Source organism: Pseudoalteromonas sp. 2CM39R, assembly GCF_023161845.1.
Map to the genome: position 1 here is coordinate 303,930 of NZ_JALNTM010000004.1, position 14,357 is coordinate 318,286.

Sequence of the window (14,357 nt, forward strand, 5' to 3'; positions counted from 1 at the left end):
TAATGTGATACCCGCTTACTTGCTTAAGTGATAGTTAAACATGCGAGCTTATTTTGTTGTCAGGATGAATATTAACGCTCGTATTATTTTATTAACAACTTATTGCATACGTATTCAAAATAGCACCGCACGCACAAATTTAACATTAAATTTACAAATCAACATGTAACCAACTGTTTTAAAATAGGTTATTTTGGTGCAAGAGTATTTTATGAGTTAAGTGATAACCACTATTTATTTTTTTATGAAATAAACCTTTCATAAAACGCTGATAAAGAGAAGCAAGAAAATTTTATTTTTTAATTAATTACTAAACACATTATCTACACAAATTAAATTGGTAAGACCAATAACTAAAAACACCAACTCAGTGCAGACCTTTGTTTTTGTGCACCTAAACAGCGCAAACAATAAATTAACAACTCCATATTAGAATTGGTAAAATATAATAAGAATAATCCACGACTCAAATCGATTGCCTGAACGATTAGTTCATCCTGTTTTAATACCTTAAAATCGGTGCATACGTATGCAGGATTTTTACAGTATGACAGGCTTCAAGTATGCTTTTTCAAATAAACGGGGATTATTACCTCTAAAAAAAGAACAACACAAAGACAGTGTGAAAACGGAGAAAAGCATGGCCCAAAAGCAATGGTATAAAGGTGCGGTTATTTATCAGGTTTATCCGCGTAGCTTTCAAGATAGCAACAACGATGGCATTGGTGATTTAAAAGGGATAATAAATCGTATTGATTACATTAAAAGCTTAGGGGTGGATGCTATTTGGATCTCACCTTTCTTTAAATCGCCGATGAAAGATTTTGGTTATGATATTAGCGACTATCGTGATATTGACCCGCTTTTTGGTAATTTAGCAGATTTTGATGAGTTAATTGCGCAAGCGCATCAACGCGATATTAAAATTATTATTGACCAAGTGCTTAGCCATACCTCAGACCAACATCAATGGTTTATTGATAGCCGTGAAGACTTAACCAACGATAAAGCTGATTGGTATGTATGGGCCGATGCTAAAGAAGACGGCACAGCACCTAATAATTGGTTGTCTATTTTTGGTGGCGGTGCATGGCAATGGGAGCCACGTCGTGGACAATATTACTTACATAACTTTTTTACTGAACAGCCTGATCTTAACTTTCATAACCCCGATGTTCGCCAAGCCGTACTAGATAATGTTGAGTTTTGGCTTAAAAAGGGCGTGGATGGCTTTAGGTTAGACGCAATTAACTTTTGTTACCATGACGCTTTGCTTCGTGATAACCCAGCAAAACCAAAAGAAAAGCGTCAAGGCCGTGGCTTTAGCGAAGATAATCCGTATGCATTTCAGTACCATTACTACAATAATACCCAGCCTGAAAACATAGAGTTTATGCGTGATATTCGTACTTTACTCAACAAGTACCCTGGTACCGTATCACTGGGTGAAATTTCATCTGAAGATTCATTAGCCACAATGGCAGAATACACCCAAGGCGGCGATAAACTGCATATGGGTTATAGCTTTGAGCTGTTAACGGATGATTACTCAAGCGAGTATATAAGAAATACCGTTACTACACTTGAGCAACGCATGACTGAAGGCTGGCCTTGCTGGGCATTTAGTAACCATGACGTAGAACGTGTTGCTAGCCGTTGGAGTGAAACGGGAGAGGTAAACCCATCGCAATGTAAAATGTTGACCGCCCTACTCGCTTCACTACGTGGCAGCGTGTGTATGTATCAAGGTGAAGAACTCGGACTCGGTGAAGCCAGTGTTGCTTTTGAAGATTTACAAGACCCATACGGCATAACTTTTTGGCCAAACTTTAAAGGTCGCGATGGATGTCGTACCCCAATGCCTTGGGAAAACCGTAATAACTCACAAAGCAATGCACACAATGCAGGATTTAGCGAGGTAAAACCGTGGTTACCTGTTGATCAACAACACAAGCTCCAAGCAGTTGCTGAACAAGAGAATGATGCAAACTCAATATTAAATGCGTACCGTGAGTTTATGGCCTGGCGTAAAAACCAGCCAGTATTACTTGAAGGTGATATTGAGTTTATACAAACCGCCGAGCCAATTTTGGCTTTTTACCGCACGTTAAACGAAGAAAAGATGTTGTGTGTATTCAATTTAAGCGGGGCAAAAGCAGAGCTTGCTATTGATATTGTTGTTGAAAAAGAGCATAGCGCGCTTTCTCATTACAACGCGCAGCTTAATAATAAAACACTGACCGTTGAGCCATTTGGTAGTTATTACGCCAACTGCAGTTAATATTTAAAATTATTACAAATAAAAAACCCGAGCATTGCTCGGGTTTTTTATAACAAATTTTTAGTGGTTAATTGTTTTACTATTTAAATAATCAGTAAAAGCAAATAGTACACCTGATACCACAAACGTAACGTGTATCAGTACTTTCCAGAGTAATTCATTATTAGAATGAGACGTAGAACTTATAAATACCTTAAGCAGCTCAACGGCTGAAATGGCCACTATTGCACTGATCAGCTTCATTTTTAAACCAGAAAACCCGACCTTACCCATCCATACAGGGCGGTCTTCATGATTTTCGATATTAAGCTTAGAGACAAAGTTTTCGTAACCGCTAAAAATAATAATCAACAGCAGACCTGCTAACAATGCAGTATCAACTAAAGTTAAAATACCAACCAACAGCTCTTGATTACTAGCAGTAAACGTCGCTATCCCCATCATATATAGTTGTTTAAAAAACTTTATAAGTAGTAAAACCACAGCAAATAATAAGCCGACAAAAAATGGGGCGAGTAACCAGCGTCCTTTAAATATCAACGACTCAAGACCGTGTTCAACTTTATGAACAGGGTGTATTTTTTTATTTGTATTATTTGTGTGTGGCTCTGACATAGGGGCACCTAAAAATTAAAACGCGACATTAGCTTAAATTAAACGCTAACACAATCACTTCAGCCTAAAAGTAGGTACGCAATATGCTTATCCTGACGATAAAAATTTTTCGTTTTCCTTTGTGTGAATTGTGATTAAAAATCAGTTTACCAACAGAGATGTTCTGCCTTGGTTACACTTGTTTTATGTAGGCATTATTTGAATGCATAATTCGATTGTTACTCCATTTTTAGGAATAAAAAAATGAATAAAGCATTACTCGCGTTAATCGTTGCACCGTTTTTCGCTTTATCAGCTGCAAATGCAGTTGCAAGCGATACTACAGACGCTTCAGCCGAAACGATTCAAGAGTTCACAGAAATGTGTATTAGCTGGGCTAAAGAAGACGACGTAAGCGATGAAGCAATTTATAACTATGTTTTAAAGTGTGTGAATGATGAACTAACATCTGAAGGCTATAACAAAGTCACTGCTGTTAAGATTTAATGAATAATTGAGCGGTTCAAACCTAAATTGGTTACATTTTAACTCTGTAAAATAAAAAATCAGGTTAAAAATGCCATTGTGATAGGTTTGATAATGCAAAAAAACCGGAACTGTCACAGGCTGTGCGTTCCGGTTTTTATTATTAAAGCGATGAATAATTAATTATTCATCATCTTTATTTGGTTTGGCTTTAGCTTTACTTTTAGCTGGCGCTTTTTTAGCTGCAGCTTTCTTTTTAGGCGCAGCTTTTTTCTTAGCCTCTTCTACCCATTTACCACCCTCGTAATGAGCCGTCCAACCAGTTGCTTTACCATCAACTTCAGTCATTACATATTGAACTTTGTTTTTACGACTGTAACGCACAACAGCAAGGTTGCCATCAGGATCTTTGGCTGGTGCATCAGCTAAGTAGTAAAACTTAGGCGAAATACGATCTCTAAAGCGTTGTAACTCTTCTACTTTAGGTGCACGTGTTTCTCGTGATTTAGGGAACGTATTTGCTGCTAAGAAAATACCAGCCGCGCCATCACGTAATACAAAGTAGGCTTCAGACTTTTCACATTCTAATTCAGGAATATGAACTGGATCTTCTTTTGGTGGCGCAGCTTCGCCATTTTTTAACAACTTGCGTGTGTTTTTACATTCATCGTTGTTACAACCAAAATACTTACCAAATCGACCTGATTTTAGCTCCATATCAGCGCCACATTTATCACACTCGATAATAGGGCCGTCGTAGCCTTTAATTTTAAAGGTACCCTCTTCAACAACATGCCCCTGACATGCTGGGTTATTACCACACACATGCAATTTACGGGTTTCGTCGATAAGGTATGAATCCATCGCTGTTTCACAAATTGGACAGCGCTTCATTTGCATTAATGTTTCTGTTTCAACGTCTTCAACATCAGATGCAACCGCTTCATCACCCGACACTAAATTCATAGTAGTAGTACAGCGCTCTTTAGGTGGCAGGTTATAACCTGTACAGCCTAAGAATACGCCCGTTGAAGCAGTACGAATGCCCATTTTTCTGCCACAGGTTGGACAGTCAATATCGGTTTCTACCATTTGATTAAGACGCATGCCGCCTTCATCTGGTTCGCCTTTAGCAATGTTTAACTGGGTTGAGAAATCAGAATAAAACTTATCGAGAACTTGCGTCCAAACACGCTCGCCTTCAGCGATATCATCTAAACGACCTTCCATTTTAGCGGTAAAATCGAAGTTCATTAAATCAGTAAAGTTTTCAACTAGGCGATCGGTAACAATTTCACCCATTTTTTCAGCGAAAAAGCGACGATTTTCTACTCGAACATAGCCACGATCTTGAATAGTCGAAATAATAGACGCGTAAGTAGAAGGACGGCCAATGCCACGCTTTTCAAGTTCTTTAACTAAGCTCGCTTCACTAAAACGTGCTGGCGGCTTGGTAAAATGCTGCTTAGGATCAAGCTCAACTAAGGTGAGAACTTCACCTTGCTTAACAGCAGGAAGTGATTGATCTTCTTCGTTCTTTTTACGCACTGCTGGCTGTACTTTTGTCCAACCATCAAAGCGAAGCACACGGCCTTTTGCCTTTAATGTGAAATCATTGGCGGCAACGGTTAATGTGGTTAAGTCGTATTCAGCAGGCACCATTTGACAAGCCACGAACTGACGCCAGATAAGCTCATAAAGCTTTTTAGCATCGGCATCAACACCTTCAACATGCCCTGAAAGTACCGATACGCTAGAAGGACGAATCGCTTCGTGCGCCTCTTGTGCATTGCCTTTTGAGCTATAGTTAATTGGATCAGCAGGTAAATATTTTGCGCCAAACTCATTGGTTACATACTCACGACACATCTCAACCGCATCTTTTGATAGATTAGTTGAATCGGTACGCATATAGGTAATGTAACCACCTTCATATAGGCGCTGCGCAAGCATCATGGTCTTTTTAACGCCATAACCGAGTCGAGTACTGGCGGCTTGTTGCATGGTTGAAGTAATAAATGGCGCACTTGGGCGACTCTTACTTGGTTTTTCTTCAACGCTTACAACTTTATATTCGGCATTCTCGAGGCTTTTAACTGCTGCTGTAGCTTGTGCTTCATTTACAGGCTTAAATGGCTTATCTGCTTGTTTAGTGACTTCTAAACGTAAGTCAGACTCGCTATTTTTAACATCTGCATGAATATCCCAAAATTCTTCAGGGATAAACGCTTTAATTTCACGTTCGCGTTCTACCAATAAACGCACTGCAACAGATTGAACTCGCCCTGCAGATAAACCTCGTGCAACTTTAGCCCACAATAAAGGCGAGACCATAAAACCAACAACGCGGTCTAGGAAACGACGAGTCTGCTGTGCAAAAACCATATCGGTGTTCAATTCACCCGGAGTTTCAAACGCTTGTTGTATTGCATTTTTAGTGATTTCGTTAAACACAACGCGCTTATACTTTTCAGGTTCGCCACCAATGATTTCTTGAAGATGCCAAGCAATTGCTTCCCCTTCTCTATCCAAATCCGTTGCGAGATAGATTTGATCAGCATTTTGGGCAAGCTTTTGTAATTCTTGAACAACCTTTTCTTTACCCGGCAATACTTCGTAATGTGGCTCCCACCCTTTTTCGGGATCGATGCCCATACGCGCGACTAAGTTAGAATAGTCACGTTGCTGTTTATACGCTGCTTTCTCATCAGGTGGCATTTTACGAACCTCAGCAGGTGTTTTGCTTGCTGGTACTTTGTTTTTGCCTGATCCTGATGTAGGTAAATCTCGTACGTGCCCAATACTGGACTTAACGATAAAATCATTACCTAAGTATTTATTAATTGTTTTAGCCTTAGCAGGTGACTCTACAATTACTAGCGATTTGCCCATAGTTGCCTATTTCTAACCTAGTTTTTTAAATGTGTTTAGCCGACTCATGCGGCGCGAATATTTATAGGTATATCTACAAACACTAGTTCTTACAAGCTTTTAATACAAACTTTTCAGTATTTACTGAATAAACAAACAATTTCTGTTGTTAATTTAAACAAACCAGCGTTTTTTGAATAATTGATGTGGAATATATAGAATAGAAACAAAAATGCCAACCTTATTGGTTGGCATTTTTTATCCTTCACATATTTTAAACCTTAGGTTCGTCTAAAATCGACATCACGGTATATTGGGTTTTCACACCTCCTGGCGTTTCAAACTCAATGTATAAAAACCCAGAATCAACATCATTTGGCTCAGCCTCTTTAGTAATATTAACTGAAACAGAGATTGGCGTTTTTTGTGCTGTATTAACCACGGTGTAATCTGTTAACCCTCTTAATACACCATTGTCGGCAGTGACGCTCACTGTAGTGCCCGCAGGCAGTGGATTGTTATGAATATCGCTGAAGAAAATAGTCACTGAAATCGCACTGTAGGGCGTTGAGTCGCTGATATCAATAAGATTTATGTCGCACATACCTTCCATATCAGAAGCTTCTAAGCGAATACCGTCACTTAAACTACAGTCATTTAAAGCCGTTACAGCTCTAATGTAAGGTGTACTACCTGACATAACTAACTCTGAACGAGCGCGTACATTAACTGTTTCACGAGTACACGCATTTGCAGCAAGGGCCTCATCACTACATAACAAGCCATTGTATATACCATCACCACTATCATACAGGCCATTATTTAATGGGCCTGAGCGTTCCACATACCACTCATCTTCACCACCATTAGAATCAACAGGGTCTGTTGGGGCTGGTAAATTCCCATCAAACACTCCATTTTCGTTAAAATCTATAAAGGCTTCAGGTAAATCTTGTAAAGTTGAGTCAAACTCGTTTTGATTAAACTCACCGTTGGCAGATACATCATTAAATGACTCTTCACCCACAGAATAAGCAAGTAAACTAACACGCCCACCAAGTGGATAATCAATTGGCGCGTTATTAGGTGCATCAGTTAGCGCAATTGGATCGCCATTGCTATCTAGATAATTAATTAAGTTACCATTTGCGTCTAGTTGTGACTCTCTAATACCTAAAGTACAAGGTGCTGATTGTCCAAAATAACGGTCGCATTTATCTGCAACAGAATTATTATAAATGCTGTAATGATATGGGACTGGATTTTGGCTACGCCACTGCGCTTTACACACACCGTCTGTGGTGCGACAAAGTAATAAAGGTGTAAATTGTTCATCATCAATAGTGCCAACTGCACCACCTTCACTGGCAATATAAATTGCCGTGTTATCTGGTACAAAATTATTAAAATGATCGGCTGCAAATACGGTTAAGTCTGTAGTTACTCCTGCTTCGTTTAATGACTCGGTATTAAAGGTTTGCACTGCAAGCGTAAAACTATCTTGATCTGGCACACCTGTCGTAATAGTAATATCATTAGAGACAATAGAGATCACACTATTTTGTGAAGTATCTCCACTATCAATTTGATGTGAAGCAATAACAGATAAAATACCAGCAGCTTTTCCTGAACGGATATTTACAGTGACTAATCCTTCATTATTAGTAAATTGAAATGCGCTGTCTAATAGAGCCCCTCCAGGGTTTTGTGAAAGTGCAAAATCAATTTGCTTTTGACCCACTGGATTTCCATTTACATCTAAAAGCTTAAAGGTGAGTTCTGAATTCTCGGTCAAGGTTTGACCACCTGCTCCTTTAATAGCTAACACTTGATTAGTCGCCCCCATAAACGCAATTGAGCCAGTTTGAGCTGCAGCTACATTTATGTTTATAGTTTTTGTTGCAACATTGCCGCCAGTAACAACAGTCGCGGTAATCGTATCTATACCATTACAGCCATCAGCTTTATAAGTTGCACTTGCCGTACCACCAATACTCGTTACCACATTATCGATAGTGGCCCTAGGAGTGGATTCTTCTGCGCAAGCAGAAGTGAATTGCACTTCCAGCGGAGTAGTAAATACATTATTACTACCATCTACGATCTCAGCTGTAATGATCGTGGTAGAACCTGCAGATAGCACATCTCCGGTAGCAATACCTGCGCTTAAATTTACATTGACTTGAACAGCGTTAATTTCAAATAAAGCACTCGCAATTCCGCCCTGTGCGGTTAATTCAACTTGACCAACACCTGAGCTACTGCCAGGCAATAAATTCAAAATAGCCACACCAAACGCATCAGTTTTAGCTGTTAAGCTTTCTGGTAGTAAAATTCCTAGTGTTGTTGTCGCTTGAACCAGTACATTACTGGCTGGCGTATTACTACCAGGTTTTGTGATTTTTGCATAAACAATCGCTTGTTGCCCAAGTAAGTTGCTATTTTGTGAACAATCAGATGGATCAAGTTCTGTAGAATCTCTATCAATATTTAACCAACTATCAGGACAGTTTTGTAAGATTTTAATGTCAATATTTGCAGCAGAGTCATTAGATTGCGGCTCATCACCTGCGGTATAAAAACCGAGCTTACTTGTGGAGCCTTCGTAGCTGGCAACAATAGTTCCTGCTCCTTCAACACTGCCTGCACTGAGCTCAATAGTTGCAACACCACTTGTATTTGTTAATGCGCTTGCTGTAGCAGGTATGAAAGAGCCAAGTGTTGTAGTAAAACTAACTTCTTGACGAACAACAGGCTGTCCATCACTGTCAGTTACAGTCGCAACGACCTCAAGCGGATTGTTAGCGGTAACGATTCGATCTTCAAAATTAAGTTCAACTTGGGTATCTAGTACGGCATTGTCGCCTCCAGTATCCCCACCAACGGTTCCTGTCTCTTTCTCAAGTGAGCCACCACCGCCACAAGCAATGAGTAATGAGCTGAGCAATATAATGCTAAGCAAACGGGTTAAAGGCATATGTTTCTCCAATGCGCTATTACTAAGTTAAACTTATTTACTTAATGTTAACTTATAACTTAGTCTAAAATCTCAGATTTTTACTTCTTTTTGCGATAAAAATTTTTAAAAAGTTGACGTTTTTCCTGTAAAAAAAATTACATGCTGTTAGTCTATGCCAAATTTATAAAAAATAGATTGGAAATATGTCTAAAATCCGTTCAATGAGTTTAACTACTCGCATCATGATTGGTATGGTGCTTGGTGTTGCAGTAGGCTTTATATTTCAGGCTATATTAGCTGGTGAAGACGATTACCTAATCCCTCTTGGGTTATTCTCTTTGCCAATTAAAGCCTTTTTTGTTGATGGCCTTTTTCATGTAGGTGGGCAAATATTTATAGCTAGTTTAAAAATGCTAGTTGTTCCCCTCGTCTTTGTATCGCTTGTGTGTGGTACTTGTAGTTTAAGCGATCCTAAAAAATTAGGCCGTTTAGGTGGAAAGTCGATTGGCCTATATTTGGTTACCACAGCGATAGCTATTACAGTGGCAATTACACTGGCGTTACTATTTAATCCAGGTGAAGGGATTGGGCTTCCTTCTCAAGCAAGCTACGACGCAAAAGAAGCGCCAACTTTAGCTCGCGTTATTATTGATATGTTCCCTACCAATCCTTTTGAAGCAATGGCAAAAGGTAATATGCTACAAGTTATTGTATTTGCTTTATTATTTGGTATTGCAATGGCGCTTAGCGGTAAAGCAGGTAAACGTGTAGCAACGGTATTTGAAGACTTAAACACGGTTATCTTAAAACTAGTTACTTTGTTAATGAATATTGCCCCTTACGGCGTATTCTTCTTAATGGCTAAGTTATTTACTACAATCGAGCTTAACTTAATTGTAAGCTTAGCTAAGTACTTTGGCGTCGTTGTTTTAGCCCTGTTATTGCATGCATTCGTAAACTACACCCTACTGCTAAAAATACTTACAGGCCTAAACCCGCTCACTTTCTTAGCTAAAATGAAACACACCTGTTTATTTGCTTTTAGTACCTCAAGTTCAAGCGCAACTATGCCTATCACACTTGAGACTGCAACTAAGAAGCTAGGCGCTAATAACTCAGTGGCCTCATTTACTATTCCATTAGGCGCAACCATTAATATGGATGGCACTGCAATTATGCAGGGTGTGGCTACGGTATTTATTGCTCAAGTATTTAGTGTTGATTTAACTATTTCTGATTACTTAATGGTAATACTAACAGCAACGCTTGCCTCGGTTGGCACGGCGGGTGTTCCTGGTGTTGGCTTAATTATGCTGGCTATGGTACTAAACCAAGTAGGCCTACCGGTTGAAGGCATCGCAATTATAATAGGTGTTGATAGACTACTTGATATGACCCGTACCGCAGTAAATGTAACAGGTGACTGTATGGTAACCTGTGTAGTTGCTAAAAGTGAGGGTGAGCTAGATGAAAGTATCTTCAATGACCCTAATGCAGCTAAAGACTTAGAAGACTATCACAAGTCAATTGACTAACCGCTTCTCTTGTTAGTTATAAAAAAAGCCTTGCTACTTTAAGTAACAAGGCTTTTTTATTGAGTTTTGTTATTAGGGATTTAACGCCTTAAATTTTGACATTAAACTTACACCTGCTTTATTCACTCCATGGCTAAGCCCTATTGCAAGCTTATCACTTAAACCTTTTTTAATTTTGTATTGAACCTTGTATATTTGATGCTGATGTTGCTGCTCTAACAATGCATCATCACTGGTTTTAATAGTATCAACCAACCCTTTTTCAATTGCTTGGGTTGCAAACCAATGTTCACCCGTTGCCACTAAGTCCATGTTCAAACTGGGACGCTGTGTGCTTACAAACGTTTTAAACAATGCATGAGTTTGCTCTATCTCTTCACGAAACTTTTCACGGGCTTTATCGGTATTTTCACCAAATAACGTTAGCGTACGTTTAAATTCGCCCGCCGTAATTTGTTCAAAATCAACATCGTTCTTCTTTAATATTTTATTAAAGTTTGGAATTTGTGCAATAACACCAATAGAGCCAACAATTGCGAACGGCGCTGCAATAATATGATCAGCCACACAAGCCATCATGTAGCCACCACTGGCAGCGACTTTGTCTATTGATACGGTTAACTCAATACCAGCTGACTTAAAACGTTGTAGTTGTGATGCAGCTAAACCATAGCCATGCACAACGCCGCCACCACTTTCAAGACGAACTAACACTTTGTCCTTTTTAGGGTCCGCGATTGAAATAATCGCAGTCACTTCTTCGCGTAAACTCTCTACTTCATGTGCATCCATGCTTCCGTTAAAGTCAATAACATAGAGTCGTGATTTAGGCTCTTCTTTTTCAGCTTTTTTTTGCTCTATTTTTTGTTGCTTTTGATAGGCTTTTAGCGCTTTTTTACCTAGCGTATTATTTAAAAAGCTTTCTTTTATATTAGTAAGCTGCTCTGATAAGTCATCTATTTCTATCTCACCTTTTTTTGCTTTTGGCTTAACAGCCGAGCTTACAATTAAGGTCAAAATGACAGCGATAGCAATAACAAAGGTAATGGTTTTAGCAAAAAACAAACCGTACTCGTATAAAAATTCCAACTGTGTTCTCCGTTTATAAATTTCAGTCAATTTAGCATGCTTTAAAATAAAAAAAAGCCACTATACAGTGGCTTTTAGTACTTAATTGAATGGTTGATTATTAATTCGTCACAACCTCAGTGTTTTGCACCATTAAAAGGCGCCCTCTTGAAGCTAGGTAAGTAGCAACCTGCAATTGCATTTCAGCATTCGCAGCTGCACTACCCGCAACTGTAGACGACTCACCTTCATCTTGTGCTGGCGTTAATATTGACCCATGATGGCCGGTATTAAATTTAACTAAATAGCTAGAGCCCATTTCTGTTGGCGCTTGAGTGGTACTCACCGTGTCTAACCCCATAAAGTTAGCCAAAGGGACAGTACCTGCAATTGGGTTATTGGCAGTCATCGGCGGAATAACTTGATCTGGCTTGTTATTATCTGTGCCATCACCTACCACTACGTTCATGTATACAGGTGTTTCTAGTGCTTTAACCGTTGCTGCATAGTTGGTTGGGTCGCCACTATCTAATGCTGTTTGAGCTGCAAATACAAACTGCGTCATCACGCCCTTGATATTAGCAAGTTTATCAGTTTCTCCCGCCATCGTTAGTGCTTTTGCAAACTCAGTAAAGCCACATGAGATACTTGCTTGCGTTTGCGCTGACTCACCACAGTTAGAAACAGCGGGGCCATCTCTGAATGCCTTAAACTCTATCGATTCAGCAGTTCCAGCTTTAGAAAGTACAGAGCCTTGAATAAATGGACCAAACGCTGCTGATTCTAACAAGAAGCTAGCAATACCGCCGCCGCCACTTGCTAATGCTACAGCGTTAACCTTAAACAATGGATCTACTTGGTCGACCAATGGGCTATTCGCTTGTGCGATAAATGCAGGTGCTACAATTGAGCCCAGTGAATGGCCAATGTAAGATACATCAGTGGAATTTAGTGAACTATCACCACTGAAGTTTAAGCCTAAACGTAAACCAAGTAAGTCAGCACTTGACTGACGCAAGCTATCTCTAGCTACCAATAACGAATTCAAGTTCATGTAACTAAGTACAGAGCCTTTTCCCGAAGTTGCGTTAAAGTCATCGTTACCGTCTAAATCAACGTCTACACCACGCTCGCCATGACGAGGGTGATCAATTGCAACTGTGGCAAACCCTTGCAGTGAAAGCTGCGCTGTTAGTGTTAACATGCTTTCTTTTTGTGTGGTTATACCGTGTTGCATAATCACTACTGGCCAACCACCTGCTGGCATATTAATAGCAGGTAAATTTAGCTGTGTTGTTCTTATATTATTAACAACGGGTAATATAGGTTTAGTAATTTGCACTGGCACATTAGCCATACTTTGCACTTTAGGAAGTGAGTTATATTTAGTTAAGTGTTTAGTGCTATCAAGACCTAAATCACGAAGCTGTCCATCACTTAAAGCAGCACACATTGCATCGTTAGTGCTAATAGGATCGGTTGGGAACGCTTCACCAGCTTGCGCTTTATAGCCTAAAATAGCGACAGCACTATCACACATACCTTGCCAGTAAGTATCGTTTAAATCACTGATCTCTTTACCTTCAGGCGTGCCTAAATACATAGGTAATTGAATGCTGCCTTTTTGATATTGCGCAGCTTGGAACACGTCAGGTACAGTCACCCCCTGCAATGCAAAAGCTTGTTGTACGTTAGCCATAGGCTGAGTTGGAATTTGCAACGCAGGCGTTGGAATTGTTGGCTCTGTTAAGCTTGCTGCTAAAACCTTTTTAATCGTGCCAAGCACTGGGCCTGCTGATTGCATTGTCATGGCAGCAGAAAAAATAATATCGTCTTTTGTAATATCACCAGAGCTTACTACTACGTTTTCATAACTATTCACAGCTCCTTGCAGCGCAAGTTGTGATGGCGTTACTAAAGGCGCTTCTTGTTTAACAGTGGCATATGTTGAAGATGGTTCAATTGAGCGACCTTGTGAATCTTTCAGTTCAGTCGTTAGCACATTAATGTATGAACTACCGGCTTTAAAAGGCTTAAGTGGGACAATAGCTACTGCATCACCAGAAGCCTGGGTTACAAAATCCACGCCAAAGGTCAATTCGCCTACTAATTTACATGCTGCACCGGCTGGTGCTTGCGAACATTCGGCATCAGTTAAGCTTGCACCCATGATCACTTCAAAAATACGTACAGAGCCTGGTGAAGCTGCAGACGTTTGATCAAGGCTAATGCCCGGTGGAAAGGTTAGATCAATTTTGAATGGCACTTGAGTAGACCAGCCATCAAGTGCGCCTATTGCTAGTTGCGGATCTGCATATTCAGCTCGAGAGATAGAAACATTCTCGTCATTTAATTCCCCAGGAATATTGAGTGTGCCATCAAGCGTACCACTCATCAATAAATCATTAGGAACCGAAATTACACCATTTGCAGGGTCAAACTTTACCGTAGCTTTTGGAATAACTGTAACTGAATCGTTTTTAACATCTTCTAACGTTTCTCCGCCGCCACAGCCTGCTAATGCAGCTGCAACTGAGAGCGAGAGTAGCATTTTTTTCATAGT

The 14,357-nt window shown here is 39.7% G+C and carries 8 protein-coding genes; 3 read left to right on the top strand and 5 right to left on the bottom strand.

The genetic code is table 11. The annotated features are described in order from the left end of the window. Window positions 1-640: 640 nt before the first annotated feature. Window positions 641-2,281 carry an alpha-glucosidase family protein gene (locus MTF66_RS11740; RefSeq protein WP_138621049.1) on the top strand — a complete coding sequence of 547 codons (1,641 nt, stop codon included), beginning with the start codon at window positions 641-643 and terminating at the stop codon, window positions 2,279-2,281. 60 nt (window positions 2,282-2,341) lie between these two features. Here MTF66_RS11740 and MTF66_RS11745 read toward each other — a convergent pair whose 3' ends face one another. Then, window positions 2,342-2,896, bottom strand: coding sequence for a TIGR00645 family protein (locus MTF66_RS11745; RefSeq protein ID WP_138621047.1), 555 nt, complete (start codon window positions 2,894-2,896; stop codon window positions 2,342-2,344). 243 nt (window positions 2,897-3,139) lie between these two features. Between MTF66_RS11745 and MTF66_RS11750 the strand changes: the two genes are divergently transcribed. Next, complete coding sequence (locus tag MTF66_RS11750) at window positions 3,140-3,382, top strand: hypothetical protein (RefSeq protein ID WP_010389786.1); 243 nt, start codon at window positions 3,140-3,142, stop codon at window positions 3,380-3,382. A 162-nt stretch (window positions 3,383-3,544) separates the two neighbouring features. Here MTF66_RS11750 and topA read toward each other — a convergent pair whose 3' ends face one another. After that, window positions 3,545-6,253, bottom strand: coding sequence for a type I DNA topoisomerase (gene topA / locus MTF66_RS11755; RefSeq protein ID WP_138621045.1), 2,709 nt, complete (start codon window positions 6,251-6,253; stop codon window positions 3,545-3,547). A 253-nt stretch (window positions 6,254-6,506) separates the two neighbouring features. Then, complete coding sequence (locus MTF66_RS11760; RefSeq protein WP_248527293.1) at window positions 6,507-9,209, bottom strand: Ig-like domain-containing protein; 2,703 nt, start codon at window positions 9,207-9,209, stop codon at window positions 6,507-6,509. Between the two features lie 185 nt (window positions 9,210-9,394). Here MTF66_RS11760 and MTF66_RS11765 point away from each other — a divergent pair, with 185 nt between their 5' ends. Next, window positions 9,395-10,726, top strand: coding sequence for a dicarboxylate/amino acid:cation symporter (locus MTF66_RS11765; protein WP_013464802.1), 1,332 nt, complete (start codon window positions 9,395-9,397; stop codon window positions 10,724-10,726). A gap of 72 nt (window positions 10,727-10,798) precedes the next feature. Here the strand turns inward: MTF66_RS11765 and sohB are convergent, their stop codons facing one another. Both sohB and MTF66_RS11775 read right to left on the bottom strand, forming a co-directional pair. Then, window positions 10,799-11,815 (bottom strand): protease SohB, encoded by a 1,017-nt coding sequence (gene sohB, locus MTF66_RS11770; RefSeq protein ID WP_248527294.1) that lies wholly within the window; start codon window positions 11,813-11,815, stop codon window positions 10,799-10,801. A gap of 100 nt (window positions 11,816-11,915) precedes the next feature. Then, window positions 11,916-14,354, bottom strand: a complete 2,439-nt coding sequence (locus tag MTF66_RS11775) for a VolA/Pla-1 family phospholipase (RefSeq protein WP_248527295.1) — start codon at window positions 14,352-14,354, stop codon at window positions 11,916-11,918. Window positions 14,355-14,357 lie beyond the last annotated feature (3 nt).